This window comes from Pelagimonas phthalicica, from assembly GCF_004364805.1.
In the GTDB taxonomy this organism is placed as follows: domain Bacteria; phylum Pseudomonadota; class Alphaproteobacteria; order Rhodobacterales; family Rhodobacteraceae; genus Pelagimonas; species Pelagimonas phthalicica.
The window spans coordinates 402264-421256 of record NZ_SOAP01000002.1 but is presented as its reverse complement, the minus strand read 5'-3'; the positions used below and the strand labels follow the sequence as shown (position 1 = coordinate 421256).

The following is an 18993-nucleotide window of genomic DNA, read 5'->3' as shown; positions in this document are numbered from 1 at the left end:
GCGCGAAAAAAGGGCCCCATGCGGGGCCCTTGCCAGTTTCGCTGATAAGGCTCCTATGATTCACCGCCCTTGAGTTTTTGCCTGCGGCCCTATCCGCGTTCAGGGCCAGCGCACCGGCCCCGGAAACGATTGGGGGCAGGCCTTGGCCTACCCCCTGTCTCATTAGCTACACCCGGATGTTGATCCGCAGGTGTTGCACTTCATGCAGGTGCCGTTGCGCACCAGCGTGTAGTTGCCGCAATCTCCACAGGCCTCGCCCTCATAGCCTTGCATCTTGGCGCGGCTCGCGGCTGTCATGGTAGGCATTGCCGCTGTCTCCATGACGGATGTTTCAGCGGCTGGTGACACCGAGGTCTCTGGCACCAAAGTGTTCAAGGCCTGCACCGGATCGGTGCCTGTCTGGCCCAGGGCCACACCGCCGGATTGCCCGCCTTGCAGCACAACCAATTCCTGAGGCAGACGTTTTCGCAGATAGCCGGTCGAACTGATTTGTTTCAGCACTTCCAAGGACTTGCTAGCCGCACTTTCGCTGAGCTCCTTGACGTTGGAAACGCCTTCTTCTTCGCCACGACCAAGGTCATCAAACGACGCGCCTTCGGGTTTGACATGGGCCAGATCGGTGCGGTCCAGATAGGACACCGCCAACTCGCGGAAAATATAGTCAAGGATCGAGGTCGCATTTTTGATGCTGTCATTGCCCTGCACCATGCCTGCCGGTTCAAACTTGGTGAAGGTGAAGGCGTCAACGAACTCTTCAAGCGGCACGCCATATTGCAGACCAACCGACACCGCGATGGCAAAGTTGTTCATCATGGCGCGGAAACCCGCCCCTTCCTTGTGCATGTCGATAAAGATCTCACCCAGGGAGCCGTCTGAATATTCGCCGGTGCGCAGATAGACCTTGTGACCGCCCACAACCGCCTTTTGCGTGTACCCCTTGCGGCGTTCTGGCATTTTGGAGCGTTCGGATTTGATGATCTCTTTGACGACGATTTTCTCGACGATCTTTTCCGCCAGAACCTGCGCCTTTTCTTGAGGTGCGCCAGTTTCCAGGATTTCGGCGGCCTCCTCGTCATCCTCAACCAAGGCCGCGGCCAGTGGCTGGGACAGTTTGGAGCCATCACGATACAGGGCGTTGGCTTTCACACCCATTTTCCAGCTGCGCTCATAGGCGGCCTGGCAATCCTCGATGGTGGCATCGTTGGGCATGTTGATGGTCTTGGAAATCGCGCCCGAGATAAAGGACTGCGCCGCGGCCATCATATCGATATGCGCATTCACCGACAGGAAGCGTTTGCCCTTCTTGCCGCATGGGTTGGCACAATCAAAGACCGGGTAATCTTCGACACGCAGATGCGGCGCGCCTTCCAGGGTCATGGTGCCGCAGACATGGTCATTGGCAGCATCAATCGCGGCCTTGTCATAGCCCAGATGACGCAGGAGGTCGAAGGTTGGATCATTCAGCTTTTCCGCCGGAATGCCCAGCACGTCCTGACAGAAATCCTCGCCCAGTGTCCACTGGTTAAAGACAAAGCGGATGTCAAAGGCCGTGGCCAGCGCGGTTTCGATCTTTTCGATCTGGGCCGGACCAAAGCCATGGCCGATCAGCGAGGTGTGGTTGATCACCGGCGCGTTGCCTAGCGTCTGATGGCCAACCGCATAGCCGATGATCTCTTCGATCTGGCTGGAGCTGTAACCCAGCTTGTCCAGCGCCGCCGGAACCGAGCGGTTGATGATCTTGAAGTAACCCCCCCCGGCGAGTTTCTTGAATTTGACCAGTGCAAAGTCAGGCTCGATCCCGGTTGTGTCGCAATCCATCACTAGGCCAATGGTCCCGGTCGGTGCGATCACAGACACCTGCGCGTTGCGATAACCGTGTTGTTCACCCAGACGCAGAGCTTCGTCCCAGCAGGACATGGCCAGCTCAACCAGCGTGCCATCGGGGCAGCCAGCGTGGTCCAGCGGTACTGGCTTGATCTCAAGCTTGTCATAGCCTGAGGTCGCACCATAGGCCGCATTGCGATGGTTGCGGATCACTTTCAGCATGTGATCCTTGTTACGCTTGTAGCCCGAGAATGGGCCCAGCTCACCGGCAATCTCAGCCGAGGTCGCATAAGAGACACCGGTCATGATCGCGGTCAGAACACCACCCAGCGCGCGACCTTCGACGCTGTCATAACCCAGCCCCATATTCATCAGCAGACCGCCAATATTGGCATAGCCCAGACCCAGCGTGCGGAAGTCATAAGACAGTTGCGCAATCTCTTTGGATGGGAACTGCGCCATGGTGACCGAGATTTCCAGGGTCAGCGTCCAAAGGCGCGTGGCATGCATGTAGCTTTCGGCGTCAAACGCGTCACCCTTGAGGAAGGTCAAGAGGTTCATCGAGGCCAGGTTACAGGCGGTATCGTCCAGGAACATGTATTCCGAACAAGGGTTTGAGCCGCGAATCTCACCATCTTCGGGGCATGTGTGCCAGGCGTTCACGGTGTCGTGGAACTGGATGCCCGGATCAGCACAGGCCCAGGCCGCGTGCCCCACCTGTTCCCACAGCTCCTTGGCCGAGATGGTCTTGGCGACCGAGCCATCGGTGCGGCGGATCAGCTCCCAAGGCTTGTCTTCTTTGACAGCCTTGAGGAAGGCATCGGTGACGCGGATCGAGTTGTTGGAGTTCTGGCCCGAAACGCTGGCATAGGCTTCACTATCCCAGTCGGTGTCATAGGTTGGGAACTCAATGCTGGCATAGCCCTGCTTGGCATAGTCCAGCACGCGCTTGATATAGGTCTCGGGGATCATTGTCCCCTTGGCGGCGCGGATCGCCCCCTTGAGCGCGTCGTTCTTTTTGGGGTCATAGGCGTCGGCCTCAAGACCATCCCAGGCTTTGATCGCATCAAAAATGCTATTCAGCATCTTTTCATGCATCATGGAGCCCGCAACGATCGAGGCGACCTTTTGCTCTTCCTTGACCTTCCAGTTGATGAATTCTTCGATATCGGGGTGATCGGCGTCACAGATCACCATCTTGGCGGCGCGACGGGTGGTGCCGCCGGACTTGATGGCGCCAGCTGCTCGATCGCCAATCTTGAGGAAACCCATCAGGCCCGAGGATTTGCCGCCACCGGACAAGGATTCCCCTTCAGCCCGCAAGCTGGAGAAATTGGTGCCGGTGCCAGAGCCATATTTGAACAGGCGCGCCTCACGCACCCAGAGATCCATGATGCCGCCCTCTTGCACCAGATCGTCAGAAACGGACTGGATAAAGCAAGCATGCGGTTGCGGATGCTCATAGGCGCTTTTGGATTTGGTCAGCTTGCCGGTTTTGTAGTCGACATAGTGATGCCCCTGCCCCGGCCCGTCGATGCCATAGGCCCAATGCAGACCGGTGTTAAACCATTGCGGAGAGTTCGGGGCCGCCATCTGCGTGGCCAGCATAAAGCGCATTTCGTCAAAATAGGCGCGCGCATCTTCTTCGGTGCTGAAATAGCCACCTTTCCAACCCCAATAGCACCAGGCACCTGCCAAACGGTCAAACACTTGCTTGGCCGAGCTTTCACCTGTTTTTTCGGTGCTGTCATTGGCAGGAACAGAGCGCCACAGAAATTCCGGCACGCCATCTTCGGGAACGCGTTTCAGCGCGACTGGTACACCAGCTTTGCGGAAATATTTCTGCGCAATCACATCACTGGCGACTTGAGACCATTTTGCCGGAACTTCGAGATTGTCATTTGAGAAAACAACCGTCCCGTCCGGGTTCCGAATCTCGGAACTGGTGGTGACAAATTCGATGCTGTCATACGCATCTTGGCCTGCTTTTGTGAATTTGCGCTCGATTTTCATCTGTGCTGCCCCTGTCTCTCTTTGTGACTCTGGCTGTCCCCGTTGTGATGCCTTCTTGCGAAGCATCAGAGACAAATCTTCCCTGTCAGCGCGCGTGGCAGCGCTGATCCCGGCGTGGAACCGGTGCAGATTGCTTGTCAGAGCGTTTTGTCCCTCATGCGGTCTTGGCTACTATATCTAGTGGGCTTCCCGACCGGCCCGCACAAATTGAAGTCTTTGGCCTGCCCGGTCAACGGGTTTTTTCACAGTTTCTCCATATATTTTGTGTTGACCAAATTTACCCCCACTAGGGGATGTGGAACTCCCCCGATTCACCCACAGAAGGTTAATTTGGGCTTTGCTTGGATTATTGGGAAAAACCTAATGTTGCGGCAGAGTTATCCACAGCTGTTGAAGAATAGCCTGAAGGATAACCCCAAAATCTGTTAATAATGGTTAAGTTAACCAAGATGTGGCCAAAGAGGCACGACCAAGGTCGAACTCGCCGAATCGAAACAAGCGGACACACCAGATATAGGCGCTCCGCAACGGAAACATGACAGTTTCATCTAGATTTAGTGAAGTGGTCGGGGCGGCGAGATTCGAACTCACGACCCCCTGTACCCAAAACAGGTGCGCTACCAGACTGCGCCACACCCCGACCGTGGAGGCGTATTTAGCGACCCTTTCAGCAGATGAAAAGCCCAAAAACGCGGAAAAATTCACTTAGGCAAAAGTTTTATGAACAGGGCCATGCAGGGTTGGAAATAGCCGGGTGCTGAATCTGCGTTCCGGGCAGGATTCCCAAGGCATTCGCCATGCCGCCATTGATCTCAAGCACATATTGGATAAGCCCCTCACCCGGAAGCGGCGTCAGATCACCGGGAACCGCATTGGCGTGAATCGACTGCACAACGCCGCGTTCATCGGCATAAATGATATCGAGCGGAATCAGCGTGTTCTTCATCCAGAAGGCCACTTCGCGCGGAAACTCATAAACAAAGAGCATCCCCTTGCTGGCGGGCATGCTTTCAACATGCATCAACCCCTGAGCGCGGGAATCGCGGGTATTGGCCACATCAACCGTAAAGCGCGCCTTGCCAAACTCGCCACGCAACCACAGCACATCCTCGGGGCATGTCGGTTTTGGGGCTTCGCTTTGATCCGCGATTTTCTCAGCCGCGTCATCTGTTGCAACGACATCACCCTCTGCATCTGGCGTTTCAACCTGTTCGGGATCGTCCATCGTGGTTGCATCCGGCTCTGTCACCGGCTGATCCGGCACCAAAGGCAATAGCTCGGCCGGAGGCGCAATTCCTGGGGCCGGAACAATAAGAGGGGCAGTGGCTCCTTCTATCGGTGCCCCTGCCCCTTCTGATGTGTCCCCATCTGCCAAAGTGGTGCTTGGCAAACCAGTTACGAGTGAAACCGTCGCTGACAATGCGACGGTTTTGACAATACGGTTTAACGTGTGAGGGCTGCTTCCCATGCGTTCACTTCCATCGCCATGCGTCCACGCTTGCCGTCGACCACACGGATTGCCAGGGCTTCGCCCGGTTGCAAATCCGCAAGTCCCGACCGGCGCAGAACTTCGATATGAATGAACACATCTTCGGGTTTTCCAAAGACATTTGCAAACCCAAAGCCTTTGGCCTTGTCGAACCATTTGACGCGTGCCGGCTCGAGTGAAGCCTGCGCCATGGTATCTGGGTCCAAATGCTCAAAATCCGCCAAAGGTGCACTGTCTGTGACCTCTGGTGGTTCGATCCGCAACACTTCTGTTGCTTGCACACCGCGATCGGTCTCTTGAACCTCGATCTCGATCTGCGCTCCGTCGGCTACTGAGCTCTGCCCGAAATTGCGCAAGACATTTGCATGTAGCAAAATATCTGGCCCACCTTCGTCGGCAACCACAAAACCGAACCCTTTTACAGGATCAAACCACTTAACCTTGCCCAACAGCCGCGTCACTTCTTTGTCGTTCTGTTTCAAACTCACCTTCCAGTGATGTACTGACGTATCCCCGCCGTCTGTCTTGATACATATGACAGTCGGATTTCAAGGCCTACAAAATGGCCTATTTTGTGTCAGGGCGACAGGCAAAGTTGAACAAATGGTCCAAAACTATCCGTTTGGGCATGATTCAATCCCTGCTAGGGATGCAGTCTGTTAACCTTCCATTTACCTTTACAATCTGCCCGTGTCCATCGAAAGCGGTCATGCAATCTAAAGGCACCATCCGCCCAGAACTCGATTTCCAGCGGGCGAATCCTGTAGCCGCCCCAAAATTCCGGACGCGGGGGATTCGGCCCCTTGGTTGCGGTGACTTTGGCGACTTCTGCCATCAGGGCAGAGCGTGAACTCAGCGGTTGCGATTGATGCGAGGCCCAGGCCCCTAGCCGACTTTTGAGCGAGCGTGAGGCATAATATACATCCGCCTGCGGCCCCTCTTCGCGTTCGACCAGGCCCCGCACTCGGATCTGGCGGCGCAGGGATTTCCAATGCATGACAAAGCTTGCCTTGCCCTGCGCGTCCAGCTCTTGCGCTTTGACCGACCCGTAATTGGTATAAAAGACAAAGGCGTCCGCCTCGATATCCTTAAGCAAGACCATGCGCACATTGGGCATACCGTCTGCATCCACCGTCGACAAAGCTATGGCATTCGGGTCGTTGATTTCTGATTTCACCGCCTCATCAAGCCATGCCTGCGACAAGGCAAACGGGTCATCCCCCGCGAAAATTCCGGATCTCTCGCTCATCACAGCCTCCTGTGCATATGACATTGTGCTTTGCCCAAGGTGTTTCTCAGCTTTCATGTTTGTGCAAGCCTTTAAAGCTGCGCCCTTGATGCCAAAGAAGTGATCACATAAAGACCTTGCAGGAATACGGACAGGGTTGGAGTGCCAAAGATGTCGAATGGTTTGATGGCTGGAAAACGTGGGCTGATCATGGGTCTTGCCAATGACAAATCCATTGCTTGGGGAATTGCCAAGGCTTGCGCAGATGCAGGCGCGGAACTGGCCTTTTCTTATCAGGGCGAAGCCTTGATGAAACGCGTCGGGCCACTGGCCGAGCAATTGGGCAGTGACATTGTCCTGCCTTGCGATGTGAATGACGAGGCCTCGATCGACGCCCTCTTCGCCGCGCTTGAGGAAAAATGGGGCAAGCTGGATTTTGTCGTTCACGCCATCGGCTTTTCTGACAAGGGCGAGCTGCGCGGTCGTTACGTCGACACCACGCGCGGCAACTTCTCTATGACCATGGATATTTCGGTCTACAGCTTTACTGCCGTCATGCAGCGCGCCGAAAAGCTGATGTCCGAAGGTGGCAGCGCGCTGACACTGACCTATTACGGTGCCGAGCAGGTCATGCCGCATTATAATGTCATGGGCGTCGCCAAAGCCGCGCTTGAGGCGTCCGTCAAGTACCTGGCCGAAGATCTGGGCAAGGACGGTATCCGCGTCAACGCGATCTCGGCCGGTCCGATCAAAACACTGGCCGCTTCGGGTATTGGTGATTTCCGCTATATTATGAAATGGAACGAATACAACTCGCCACTACGCCGCAATGTCACCACCGAAGATGTAGGCAAATCTGCGCTCTACCTGCTCAGCGATCTGGGCAGCGGTGTGACCGGGGAAAACCTGCATGTGGATGCGGGCTATCACGTGGTCGGCATGAAAGCCGTTGACGCGCCTGACATCTCCAAAGGCTGATGCGTCGGATTTTTGTTATCCTTGGAATGCTCGCCATTGTGGCGGGCATTTCTGTTTTGGCTTATCAATATCGCGCCCATTTGCCAGTGCGTATCGCCGAGCCGCTTGGGCTGCGGGCGGATATTTCCGACATTCGTTCCAAACAGGTGCCGCTGCTAACGCGCGCCTTCGCCCAGCACGGGCTGGCCTTCGGGGCACCTGTGTTCTTGCGGATCTTCAAAGAAGAGAGTGTGTTGGAATTGTGGGTTGAGAATGACGGCACATTCAACCTCTTCAAAACCTACCCAATCTGCCATTTCTCCGGTGACCTTGGCCCCAAACTGCGTGAAGGCGACGGGCAATCGCCAGAGGGCATTTATCATGTCCCAAAATCGGCCCTGAACCCGAATTCCAGCTTTCACCTGTCATTCAACCTCGGCTTTCCCAACGCCTTTGATCAATCACTGGGTCGCACAGGCAGTTTCCTGATGGTGCATGGCAATTGCGTCTCAATCGGATGTTACGCCATGACCGATCCCTTGATCGAGGAAATCTATGTGCTGGTCGAAGCCGCCTTGGCGCACGGCCAAGACCGTGTGCCAGTTCACGCCTTCCCATTCCGCCTCACAGAATCCCGTATCAAAGAAGCGGCTCAATCGCCCTGGCATGGCTTTTGGCAGGATCTGCAGCCGATTTACCAAGCTTTTGAATCAACCAAGAAAGTGCCCACCGTTTCCATCAAAGATCAGAAATACCACCTGAACTGACTTGCCCCTGCGCGTGTTTTGCGCTGTGCTCGGCCCACCGTTTGGTTTTTGCGGTGATTGGCATGAGGGGCGATCTATGGATTGGACACATTTACTGGCATTTAACCTGACCTTATTGGCGGCCCTCGCGGCCCCCGGCCCGGCTTTGCTGTTTGCCTTGCGCCAAGCCATCACAGGCGGGTTTTGGGTCGGGCTTGCTACGGGTCTTGGCCTTGCCCTGATGGCCGCCACCTGGACGGCCGCTGCCCTATTGGGGCTCGAGGCTGTCTTTGCCCTGTTTCCCTGGGCCTTTCTATTGATCAAGACACTTGGCGCGGCTTACCTGATCTGGGTGGCCTATGGGTTGTGGCGCGACGCCTCGAAACCGCTGAGCGACAGCGCAACACCGGGTCGCAAGGCATTTTTGGGTGGGCTCTTGGTCAACCTGGCCAACCCGAAATCGGTGCTGTTCGCGGCCTCGGTCCTGGTCGTGATCTTTCCCGCCGGACTGACCCTCAGCGAAAAGGCCTTTATCGTGACCAACCACCTCTTGGTCGAGGTCATCGCCTATGGCTCCTTTGCTGCCCTTCTATCGACCCCACCGGCTCGGGCTGGCTATCTGCGGCTGAAACCGGTATTCGACCGCGTGGCCGGGGCGATCCTTGGCTTGCTGGGCCTGAAGCTTTTGGTTGGGAAATAAATGCTGCTTTCCGTCTTTCTCTCTATCGCGCTCATCCACCTCTTGGCCGCGATGAGCCCAGGGCCGACCTTTGTGCTTTGCCTGCGCACCGCGGCGAGTGAAGGATTTCCCACCGCGGCCATGCTGTCGATCGGTTATGGAATCGGTGCGATGCTTTGGGCCGCCGGGGCGATGGCTGGCCTTGCCGTTCTGTTCGAACTTGTTCCGGCGCTGTTTGTCGGCCTCAAGATCCTCGGCGGACTATTCCTGCTTTATGTGGCCTACATGATGTGGAAACACGCCAAATCACCAATGCCGCAATTGGGCGAAGTCGCGCCACGCAGCAAAATGGCCGCCATGCGCATGGGATTTCTGGCCTTTGCCACCAATCCCAAACCAGCGATTTTCTTTGGTGCGGTCTTTGTCGGGCTCTTGCCCACCGATGCCTCGCTGTTGTCGCGGGTTTTGCTGGTACTGGTTATTGGGCTGAACGAAACCCTGTGGTATCTGACCGTGGCGCGGGTCTTTTCGCTGCCAAAACCACGCGCAATATATGCCCGTTTGAAAACCTGGACAGATCGGGTATTTGGCGCGATGATTGCCGCTTTTGGCGCGAAAATCGCCCTGACCTGAACCAAGCAGATCCAATGGATCGCCAAGACACCGCTAGGAGACCAGAATGACCGACCGTTTGCCCCATGAAAAAGGATTTCATGTCAGCTGGGATCAGCTGCATCGCGACGCCCGCGCGCTGGCGTGGCGTTTGCAAGGGCAAGGTCCGGGCGAAGATGGGGCGTGGAAGGCTGTGGTCGCCATCACCCGCGGCGGCATGGCCCCAGCGATGATCATCGCGCGCGAGCTCGACATTCGCATGGTCGATACGATCAGTGTCAAAAGCTACCATCACCAGACGCAATCGGAACCGCAGGTGATCAAATCGCCAAATGCCGATCTGGTGGGCGACGGCGAAGGCGTGCTGGTTATCGACGATCTGGTAGATACCGGCAAGACATTGGAAGTGGTGCGAAAACATATGCCCAAGGCCCATGTCGCCACCGTTTACGCCAAACCGATGGGCAAACCGCAGGTGAATTCCTATATCACCGAGGTAAGCCAGGACACCTGGATCTTCTTCCCATGGGATATGGCGCTGCAATATGTCAAACCCTATACCGGCAAGGATGACTGACCTGCTGATGATCAGAGGTCAGGCATGAGCAGTTGGACGCAAACCACCTTTGCGCCCCCAATTCCAGCCGCGCGCAAGTGGCTGGACGGGGTGACGTTTTCGCCTGACCGCCCTCTGATCAATCTCAGCCAGGCAGTCCCGGCTGACCCGCCCCCCTTGGCGTTGCAAGAGGTGATGGCCGAGGCGCTGAAAGATCCCGAAACCCATCTTTATGGTCCGGTTCTGGGCCTGCCGTCCTTGCGAGAGACCTTGGCCCAAAGTTGGTCGGGCTTTTACGCAGCACCCGTCCGCCCAGATCAAATTGCCATCACGGCGGGCTGCAATCAGGCCTTTACCGCGACGATTGCCGCGCTTTGTGGCGCAGGGGATGAGGTCATCCTGCCGGTGCCTTGGTATTTCAATCACAAAATGTGTTTGGACATGTCCGGGGTCATCGCCAAACCGATGAGTTTGGGCGCGGATTTGCTGCCGGATCCGGACATCGCCAAATCCCTGATTTCGCCGCGCACCAAGGCGATCTTGCTGATCTCTCCCAACAACCCGACCGGCGTCGAATACCCGCCCGCGCTGCTGCACAGCTTTTTTGAGCTGGCGCGAGATCACGGGTTAAAACTGATCATTGACGAAACCTATCGCGATTTTCACAGCGGAACTGACCCGGTTCATGATCTGCTGAAACAGGCAGATTGGGATCAAACCCTGATCCAGCTTTACAGTTTCTCCAAAAGCTTTCGCATGACCGGACATCGCACCGGGGCGATCTTTGCCAATGCGAAATTCTTGGCCGAGGTCGAGAAATATCTCGACACAACAACCATTTGCGCGCCGACCTTGGGGCAAACCTCCGCCGAATGGGGATTGCGCAACTTAACGGATTGGTTGGCAGATCAACGTCAGGACCTGATCGACAGGCGCGCGGCCATCGAAACCCATTTCCCCAAACTCGCCGCCAAAGGTTGGCGGTTGCAGGGCGTTGGGGCCTATTTCGCCTGGGTCACACATCCTTTTGCCGAAAGCGCAGACAGACTTGCCCCGAAACTGGTGACGGAGGCCGGTGTTTTGCTGTTGCCCGCCTCCATGTTCATGCCTGAGGGCGACCCAAACGCACCACGCGCCTTCCGCGTCGCCTTTGCCAATGTTAACGCGGTTGGCATAGCAGAATTCACAGAACGGCTCGCCAGCCTCGACTGGCCCCTTGCAGGGGCCTGACACGCGTCGTAGACATTGCGACACAAAAAGCACTTCATTCCTGCGGAGAACAAAATGGCCGAGAAAAGAACAAGCATGGGCAAGATTTTTGTCTACGGTCTCATGGCCTTGCTGTTTGTAGGATTGGGTGGCTTTGGCGCGACCAATTTCTCGGGCAATGTGCGCAGCATCGGCTCGGTTGGTGAGGCGGAAATTGGCGTTCAGGAATATTTCCGCGCCCTGCGCAACCAGATCTCGGCCGCCGAAGCACAGGCCGGTCAGCCGATCACCTTTCAGCAGGCGCAGGAACAGGGTCTGACCAGCCAGGTCTTGGCCCAGATGGTGGTGAATGCCGCGCTTGAGGACGAAGCCCGCCGCCTTGGCATCTCTATCGGTGACGAGCGTCTGGCCGAAGAAATCCGCAACACCCAGGCCTTTCACGGCCCAGATGGACAGTTCAGCCGCGAAGCTTATAACTACACGCTGGACAATGCCGGCCTAAGCGAAAGCGAGTTCGAGGAAGGGCTGCGCGCCGACAGTGCCAGCACGATTTTGCAGGGCTCGGTTCTTGCTGGTATCAAACTGCCGGCAACTTATGTTGACACTTTGGCCGCCTTTGCCGGTGAGCGTCGCGCCTTTACCTGGGCCGAACTTGGTGCCGAGGCACTGACAACCGGCCTTCCGGTCCCTTCGGAGGAAGAGCTGACCAAATGGTATGATGACAATATCGACCGCTTCACCCGTCCGGAAACCAAACGCATCACCTATGTCTGGCTGACCCCTGACATGATTCTGGATTCCGTTGACGTGGACCAAGACAGCCTGCGCGCCGCATATGAAGAGCGGGAGGCCGAGTTCAACCTGCCAGAGCGTCGTCTTGTGGAACGTTTGGTCTTTGGTGACGAAGCAACGGCGCAGGCCGCGCAAGATCGCATCACTGCCGGTGAAGCGACATTCGAGGATCTTGTGGCCGAACGTGACCTGACCCTGTCTGACACCGATATGGGCGATGTCACTGTTGGCGATCTCGGCGCTGCCGCGGATGTTGTCTTTGCTGCTGAAGTCGGAGCAGTTGCGGGCCCGGCGCAATCTGATCTTGGCCCGGCTCTGTTCCGTGTCAACGCTGTACTGCCCGCACAATCCACCAGCTTTGAAGAGGCTGTTCCAGCTCTGCGCGACACGCTGGCATTGGACCGCGCCCGCCGCGTGATTGAAGGCCAGGCACAAGGCTTTGATGATGAGCTTGCCGCCGGTGCCACTTTGGAAGAGCTGGCCGAGGCCTCTGATCTGCAACTGGGCGAAATTGGCTGGACGGGGCGTGATGGCGACGGTGAAATCGCCGCCTATGAAGGCTTCCGCAACCTTGCGGCGACGGTTTCGGGGGACGATTACCCAACCGTCACACAGCTGGGAGATGGCGGCATTTTTGCCATGCGTCTCGAAGAGGTGCTGGCCCCTGCCCCGATCCCCTTTGCCGAGGTGAAATCGCAAGTTGAAACCCAATACGAAGCCAAACAGCGCGTGGATGCTCTGGTCGCAATCGCCAAAGAGAAAGCCAGCGAATTGGGCGCAGGCAAAACCTTTGACGCGATTGGTTTGACCGCCAACAAGGAAGAGGCCCTGACGCGGAACGCTTTTGGTGCCGAGCTTGCCCCGGGTGTTCTGCAGGCGGTTTTTGAACTGGAGCCGGGTGAAACCCGTGTGATCGACGGGCTGGACAGTGCCGTGATCATCCAGTTGGACAAAATCCTGCCAGCGGACAAAGAAGATGAAAGCGCCCAGATGCTGGTGAATCTGTTTGGCGATCAGGCCAATGCAGATGTCGCACAGGATCTGTTCCGCGCCCTGTCTGCCGATATTCAACAACGCGCCACCGTGTCGATTGATCAGCAAGCGATCAACGCGGTTCACGCCAATTTCCAATAAGGTCCAGACCCGATATGTCCGCTCTGACCCCGTCTTTTGACGATTTCGCCAACGCCTACCAAGCGGGGCAAAATCAGGTCGTCTATACCCGTTTGGCCGCCGATCTGGATACGCCGGTTTCGCTGATGCTGAAATTGACTGGTGCCGCCCGCGACAGCTTTATGCTGGAATCGGTAACCGGAGGTGAGATCCGCGGGCGCTATTCGATTATCGGGATGAAGCCAGACCTGATCTGGCAATGTCACGGGACACAGTCGCGGATCAATCGCGCGGCACGCTTTGATCCGGATACGTTCCAGGACCAGGAGGGTGACCCGCTCACAAACCTGCGCGCTCTGTTGGCCGAAAGCCGGATCAACCTGCCCGAGGGGCTGCCGCAAGCCTCTGCCGGTCTGTTCGGCTATCTTGGCTATGACATGATCCGCTTGGTGGAGCATTTACCCAACATCAATCCGGACCCTCTTGGCCTGCCGGATGCCTGCATGATGCGACCGTCGGTTATTGCGGTGCTGGACGGTGCCAAAGGCGAGGTCACCGTGGTTTCCCCGGCTTGGGTCCAAGACGGTATGTCAGCCCGCGCAGCTTATGCGCAGGCGGCAGAACGGGTGATGGACGCCGTGCGCGATCTGGAACGCGCCCTGCCCCAACAAGCACGCGATCTGGGTGATGCAGCGGACCTGGGGGTGCCACAGTCGAATTTCAGCCATCAGGGCTATTTGGACGCGGTGGAAAAGGCCAAGGATTACATCAAAGCTGGTGATATCTTTCAGGTTGTTCCGGCTCAGCGTTGGACGCAGGATTTCCCACTGCCGCCCTTTGCGCTCTATCGCTCTTTGCGACGCACCAACCCGTCGCCCTTTATGTTCCACTTCAACTTTGGTGGCTTCCAGGTCATCGGGGCGTCCCCGGAAATTCTGGTGCGCGTCTTTGGCAATGAGGTGACCATCCGCCCCATCGCCGGGACCCGCCCACGCGGCGCGACCCCCGAAGAGGACAAGGCGCTGGAGCTGGATCTTCTGGCCGATAAGAAAGAGTTGGCGGAGCATCTGATGCTGCTCGATCTCGGCCGCAATGATGTCGGCCGGGTGGCCAAGATCGGCACCGTACGCCCGACCGAGGAATTCATTATCGAGCGTTACAGCCACGTGATGCATATCGTGTCAAACGTGGTGGGTGAGTTGCACGAGGATCAGGACGCCCTGTCCGCCTTCTTTGCCGGAATGCCCGCCGGGACGGTGTCTGGTGCCCCCAAGGTGCGCGCGATGGAGATCATCGACGAGTTGGAGCCTGAGAAACGCGGCGTATATGGCGGCGGTGTTGGTTATTTCAGTGCTGGAGGCGATATGGATATGTGTATCGCGCTGCGCACCGCCATTGTGAAAGATCAAAAGCTGTATATTCAGGCCGGTGGCGGCGTTGTCTATGACAGCGATCCCGAGGCGGAATACCAAGAGACCGTGCACAAATCCAACGCAATCCGTCGAGCCGCTGCCGATGCGGCCCGCTTCACTGGCAACGGCAATAGCTGATTTTATGTCAGAGCGGGGGCCAGCCCCCGCACCCCCGGGATATTTTTAGCCCAAAGAAACCCAAAAGGGCCCGTTGGGTTTTCAAACTTGGTTCTGCGCCTCAAGGCGGATGCGTTCGATCATCGAGCGCAAGCCATTGGATCGTTGCGCCGATAGGTGATCGTGCAGGCCGAGGCGGCCAAGCTCTTCGCGGGCTTCGACCGCGGTAACTTCGGAGATGGGCAAGCCGTCATAAAGCTTATGTAGCAGGGCAATCAGCCCCTGCACGATCATCGCATCACTTTCACCCTGAAAATGGAAAACGCCATCTTTGGGGGTGATATGCAGCCAGACCTGACTGGCACAGCCATCAACCTTTTTCGCCGCAACCTTGAGCGCATCATCAAGCGGCGGCAGAGCCTTGCCCATTTCGATCACCATGCGATAGCGATCTTCCCAATCGTCAAGGAATTCGAAATCTTCGACCACCTCTTCGAATGCAGCCTGGGCCATGCCTGTCTTCCTCTTATCCACTCTGCGCTTGCGCCTTCTGACCTAAGCCCGCTCATGGCAAAGGTCCAGCCCTGCAAGCGCTTTTCAAACCCGACAAATTGCGCTAACCCGGTATCCATGCAGGGTGAGGCAGATTGAAATGAAAAAACCGATTTCCGTTCTTGTTGTTTCTATGCTGGTTCTGACCAGCTGTGGCGCGGTGCGCGACTCGGTGGTCAATCCGTTCAACTGGTTTGGGCGCAGCAAATCCGAGCCGGTTGCCACAGAGGCCAATGTCAATCCATTGATCCCGAAACGACGCGCTTCGCTTTTCCGAAAGGAAAAGGATGAGAGCTATAAAGGTTGGGAGATCGCCGAGGTCACACAACTTTTGGTGGAGCGCCGCCCAGGTGGCGCGATTGTGCGTGCCTCGGGTGTGACAGCGCAGCAAAACGCGTTTGACGTTAAGCTTGTCCCCGTGAAAGAACAAAGCAACGAAACCACGTTGACCTTTGCTTTCAAAGCGTTGCAGGCACGTGGTCCAGTTGGCAGCGAAGCTTCTCGGACCGTGACTGCGGCAATCTGGCTGACGGATAACCAGCTGGCCGGGATTCGCCAAATCCGTGTTGTTGCGGCAAATAACGCGCGCGTGTCGCGCCGGTAACCCGGCGCACCCGACGTTAGGTTTCAATCACCACGACATTTTTGCCTTTGGCCGCCAAGGCAATTTCGCCTTGGCAAAGACGCAGTGCATCCTCTCCAAAGACTTCGCGGCGCCATCCGCGCAGAGCGGCAACGTCACGCTCACCTGACGCAATCAAATCAAGGTCTGATGCTGGCGCAATCAGTTTTGACGCCACGCCGTAATTTTCGGTTTTGGCTTTCAACAAGACGCGCAGCAAATCCGCCAAGGCCGGGTTCACCTGTTGTTTGTCCCGCTCTTTGGAGACTTTCGGCATTTGATCCGGTGGGCAATTCAAACCGGCCTGGATTGCTGCCAGAATACCTTCGGCAATGTCGCCCTTGCGGGCTTCGCGCAGCAAAAGCCGGGACCGCCCCAAATCCTGCATTGTGGCAGGTTTGGTGGAGGCCAGCTCGACCAAGGCGTCATCCTTAAACACCCGATTGCGCGGGATGTTTCTGGATTGGGCATGGGACTCGCGAAACTGTGCCAAGGCCCGAACAACCGCAAGGAAGCGCACCGAATTGGAGCGGGTTTTGACCCGTTTCCAAGCCTCTTCCGGGCGTGTGATATAGGTTTCGGGATCGAGCAATATGGCGATTTCCTCGCCGACCCAACGGGCGCGACCGGTTTCTTTCAACTTGCGCGAGAGGAACTCGTAAATCTGGCGCAGATGGGTCACATCCGCCAAGGCATAGGTCTTTTGTGCATCCGTCAGCGGGCGCCGGGACCAATCAGTAAAGCGCGAGCTTTTATCGAGCTGCTGTTTGGCGATACGTTTGACCAGTGTCTCGTAACCGACCTGTTCGCCAAAACCGCACACCATGGCCGCCACTTGCGTATCGAACAAAGGCTTTGGAATAACGCCATGATCAATATAGAAAATTTCCAGATCCTGACGCGCGGCATGAAAGACTTTGACAGTGTTTTCATCGCGAAACAGATCCAGTAGCGGATCCAGAGACAAGCCATCAACCAAGGGATCCACCAGCACCGCATCCTCGACCTTGTCCCCCGGCAAAGCCAATTGGATCAGGCAGAGTTTCGAGTAATAGGTGCGTTCGCGAAGAAACTCCGTATCAACCGTAACATAAGGTTGGCCTTTGGCGCGGTCGCAAAAAGCGGCGAGGTCCTGGGTCGTGCTGATCGTCTGCATGCGCAGCCTTTTCTTTGTTGTCTTTATCTTTTTGGCGCGAGTTTTCAGACAGCTAACCCTGTGGCGCGCGAAAACACAACCCAAACGGCGCGCCAATTCAGAATTTAAGGCAGTAAAACCGGTGTCTTATCGCCAACCGCAAAGCGACGCAGCACCGCTGGATAGAGTTTGTGCTCTTGCACCAAAACCCGTGCGGCCAAATCATCTGACGTATCACCCGCCACTATCGGAACCCGCGCTTGACCAAGGATCGGGCCACCATCAAGTTCAGCCGTGACCTCGTGCACACTGCAACCGGCCTCCTTGTCCCCAGCCTCAATCGCGCGCGCATGGGTGTGCAACCCTTTGTATTTGGGCAGTAAAGATGGGTGAATGTTCAGCACGCGACCGGCGTAATGGGTCACGAATTCTTCGGTCAGAATACGCATGAACCCGGCCAGCGCCAGAATGTCGGGCGCGTAAGGGTCAATAACTGAAATCAGTTTTCTTTCAAACCCTTCGCGATCACCTTTAAAGTCGCGGTGATCAACAACCTCGGTTGCAATCCCCATCTGCGCAGCCTTGGCCAGACCACCGGCATCGGGATTGTTCGACAGGACCAAAACCGGGCGCGCCGGATGATCATCGCTCATGTCCTCGGCAAGGCGAACCATATTGGATCCGCCCCCCGAAATCAGGATAGCGACCCGCTTCATGCAAGGGTTCCGCTATAGGACACCCCTTCGCCCGGAACGACACGGCCCAAACGCGCGACGTTTTCGCCTGCGTCGCTCAGCAGAGTTTCCAGCGCATCCGCCTGCTCGGCATCAACGGCCAGGACCATGCCCATACCACAGTTGAATGTCTTGAGCATTTCAGCGGTTTCGATCCCGCCGGTCTCTTGCATCCACTTGAAAACAGGAGGCAGGCTCCAGGCGCTGAGATCAATCTCGGCCCCCAGCCCTTCCGGCAGAACGCGCGGCAGGTTTTCGGTCAGCCCGCCGCCGGTGATATGGGCCAAAGCATGCACACCGCCCGCGCGGATCGCCGCAAGGCATTGTTTTACATAAAGGCGCGTCGGCGTCAGCAAGGCTGCGCCCAGCGATCCTTCGCCCCAGGGGCAATCGGCATCCCAGCCAAGTCCCGAGACCTCGACCAACTTGCGCACAAGCGAGTAGCCGTTGGAATGAACACCGTCAGAGCCAAGGCCGAGCAGAACGTCGCCCTCTTTGACACCTGCGGGCAATGCGGTGCCGCGCTCCATCGCGCCAACCGAGAACCCGGCCAGGTCAAAATCACCCGCCGGATACATGCCCGGCATTTCCGCGGTTTCGCCACCGATCAGCGCACAGCCGGACAGAACGCAGCCCCCGGCAATGCCTTCGACAACACGAGCAGCGGTATCTGTATCCAGCTTGCCGGTCGCAAAGTAATCAAGGAAGAACAGCGGTTCCGCCCCCTGGCACACCAGATCATTGACGCACATGGCAACCAGATCGATGCCAACCCCGTCCACATGACCGGTATCAATGGCAATCCGCAGCTTGGTGCCGACACCATCGGTGGCCCCAACAAGGATCGGATCATTGTAACCGGCATCCTTGAGATCAAAGAGAGCGCCAAAACCGCCAAGCCCGCTCATCACGCCAGAGCGGTTGGTGCGTTTCGCCGCCGGTTTGATCCGCTCGACCAAGGCATTGCCTGCGTCAATATCCACGCCTGCCTCTGCATAGGTCAGCCCGTTCTTACCATCGCTCATAGCGGTCCCCTTGATCGAGATATCGTCTGAAACGCCCGCATTTGCAGGCTTTGCGCCGCGATAGCCCATCCGCCGCCACACTTCAATGTCTGGCCATGTCGCAACCCGAATTTATCCCACACTTCGCGCCGAAGTTGACGGCTTGACGCCGGATACCGGTCTGATACGTAAAGCGATA

The 18993-nt window shown here is 56.9% G+C and carries 17 protein-coding genes and 1 tRNA gene; 9 read left to right on the top strand and 9 right to left on the bottom strand.

Translation table 11 applies throughout. The features are described 5' to 3' along the window. Positions 1-162 precede the first annotated feature (162 nt). The 5 genes from CLV87_RS12120 to pdxH all read right to left on the bottom strand — a co-directional run bounded on the left by CLV87_RS12120 (position 163) and on the right by pdxH (position 6575). On the bottom strand, positions 163-3837 hold the full coding sequence (locus tag CLV87_RS12120) for a vitamin B12-dependent ribonucleotide reductase (RefSeq protein WP_099245642.1): 3675 nt from the start codon (positions 3835-3837) through the stop codon (positions 163-165). A gap of 563 nt (positions 3838-4400) precedes the next feature. After that, positions 4401-4477: transfer RNA gene (locus CLV87_RS12115), tRNA-Pro, on the bottom strand. Positions 4478-4555: 78 nt separating this feature from the next. Beyond that, positions 4556-5305: a DUF192 domain-containing protein gene (locus tag CLV87_RS12110; RefSeq protein WP_235871916.1), complete on the bottom strand. Its 750-nt coding sequence runs from the start codon at positions 5303-5305 to the stop codon at positions 4556-4558. Next, complete coding sequence (locus tag CLV87_RS12105; protein ID WP_099245640.1) at positions 5281-5808, bottom strand: cold-shock protein; 528 nt, start codon at positions 5806-5808, stop codon at positions 5281-5283. Before CLV87_RS12105 ends, CLV87_RS12110 begins: the two co-directional genes overlap by 25 nt. 161 nt (positions 5809-5969) lie before the next feature. Continuing rightward, the gene (gene pdxH / locus CLV87_RS12100) at positions 5970-6575 is read right to left on the bottom strand and encodes a pyridoxamine 5'-phosphate oxidase (protein WP_133840769.1); all 606 of its coding nucleotides are present in this window, start codon (positions 6573-6575) and stop codon (positions 5970-5972) included. Positions 6576-6725: 150 nt separating this feature from the next. On the opposite strand from pdxH, the gene fabI reads away from it, so the two are divergent. The 8 genes from fabI (at position 6726) to trpE (ending at position 14768) form a co-directional block, all read left to right on the top strand. Further along, positions 6726-7532 carry an enoyl-ACP reductase FabI gene (gene fabI / locus CLV87_RS12095; protein ID WP_099245638.1) on the top strand — a complete coding sequence of 269 codons (807 nt, stop codon included), beginning with the start codon at positions 6726-6728 and terminating at the stop codon, positions 7530-7532. Continuing rightward, positions 7532-8278 carry a L,D-transpeptidase family protein gene (locus CLV87_RS12090; RefSeq protein ID WP_218012918.1) on the top strand — a complete coding sequence of 249 codons (747 nt, stop codon included), beginning with the start codon at positions 7532-7534 and terminating at the stop codon, positions 8276-8278. The genes fabI and CLV87_RS12090 overlap by 1 nt, the downstream gene beginning before the upstream one ends. 76 nt (positions 8279-8354) lie before the next feature. After that, positions 8355-8957, top strand: a complete 603-nt coding sequence (locus CLV87_RS12085) for a LysE family translocator (RefSeq protein ID WP_099245636.1) — start codon at positions 8355-8357, stop codon at positions 8955-8957. After that, the gene (locus tag CLV87_RS12080) at positions 8958-9569 is read left to right on the top strand and encodes a LysE family transporter (RefSeq protein WP_099245634.1); all 612 of its coding nucleotides are present in this window, start codon (positions 8958-8960) and stop codon (positions 9567-9569) included. It begins immediately after the preceding gene. Between the two features lie 46 nt (positions 9570-9615). Further along, complete coding sequence (gpt, locus tag CLV87_RS12075) at positions 9616-10125, top strand: xanthine phosphoribosyltransferase (RefSeq protein WP_099245632.1); 510 nt, start codon at positions 9616-9618, stop codon at positions 10123-10125. A gap of 24 nt (positions 10126-10149) precedes the next feature. Further along, positions 10150-11334 carry an aminotransferase gene (locus CLV87_RS12070; RefSeq protein ID WP_099245630.1) on the top strand — a complete coding sequence of 395 codons (1185 nt, stop codon included), beginning with the start codon at positions 10150-10152 and terminating at the stop codon, positions 11332-11334. A 54-nt stretch (positions 11335-11388) separates the two neighbouring features. Then, positions 11389-13239 carry a peptidyl-prolyl cis-trans isomerase gene (locus CLV87_RS12065; protein ID WP_099245628.1) on the top strand — a complete coding sequence of 617 codons (1851 nt, stop codon included), beginning with the start codon at positions 11389-11391 and terminating at the stop codon, positions 13237-13239. Between the two features lie 14 nt (positions 13240-13253). After that, entirely contained in the window at positions 13254-14768 is a 1515-nt protein-coding gene (gene trpE / locus CLV87_RS12060) for an anthranilate synthase component I (protein ID WP_099245626.1), read from the top strand. An 81-nt stretch (positions 14769-14849) separates the two neighbouring features. Here the strand turns inward: trpE and CLV87_RS12055 are convergent, their stop codons facing one another. Continuing rightward, complete coding sequence (locus CLV87_RS12055) at positions 14850-15260, bottom strand: SufE family protein (RefSeq protein ID WP_099245624.1); 411 nt, start codon at positions 15258-15260, stop codon at positions 14850-14852. A gap of 139 nt (positions 15261-15399) precedes the next feature. Here CLV87_RS12055 and CLV87_RS12050 point away from each other — a divergent pair, with 139 nt between their 5' ends. Then, positions 15400-15903 carry a hypothetical protein gene (locus tag CLV87_RS12050; RefSeq protein WP_099245622.1) on the top strand — a complete coding sequence of 168 codons (504 nt, stop codon included), beginning with the start codon at positions 15400-15402 and terminating at the stop codon, positions 15901-15903. 16 nt (positions 15904-15919) lie between these two features. Here CLV87_RS12050 and rnd read toward each other — a convergent pair whose 3' ends face one another. The 3 genes from rnd to purM all read right to left on the bottom strand — a co-directional run bounded on the left by rnd (position 15920) and on the right by purM (position 18815). Then, complete coding sequence (rnd, locus tag CLV87_RS12045; protein ID WP_099247722.1) at positions 15920-17077, bottom strand: ribonuclease D; 1158 nt, start codon at positions 17075-17077, stop codon at positions 15920-15922. Positions 17078-17181: 104 nt separating this feature from the next. Continuing rightward, positions 17182-17772 (bottom strand): phosphoribosylglycinamide formyltransferase, encoded by a 591-nt coding sequence (purN, locus tag CLV87_RS12040; RefSeq protein ID WP_099245620.1) that lies wholly within the window; start codon positions 17770-17772, stop codon positions 17182-17184. Then, positions 17769-18815 carry a phosphoribosylformylglycinamidine cyclo-ligase gene (gene purM, locus CLV87_RS12035; protein WP_099247720.1) on the bottom strand — a complete coding sequence of 349 codons (1047 nt, stop codon included), beginning with the start codon at positions 18813-18815 and terminating at the stop codon, positions 17769-17771. The genes purN and purM overlap by 4 nt, the downstream gene beginning before the upstream one ends. Between the last annotated feature and the right edge of the window lie 178 nt (positions 18816-18993).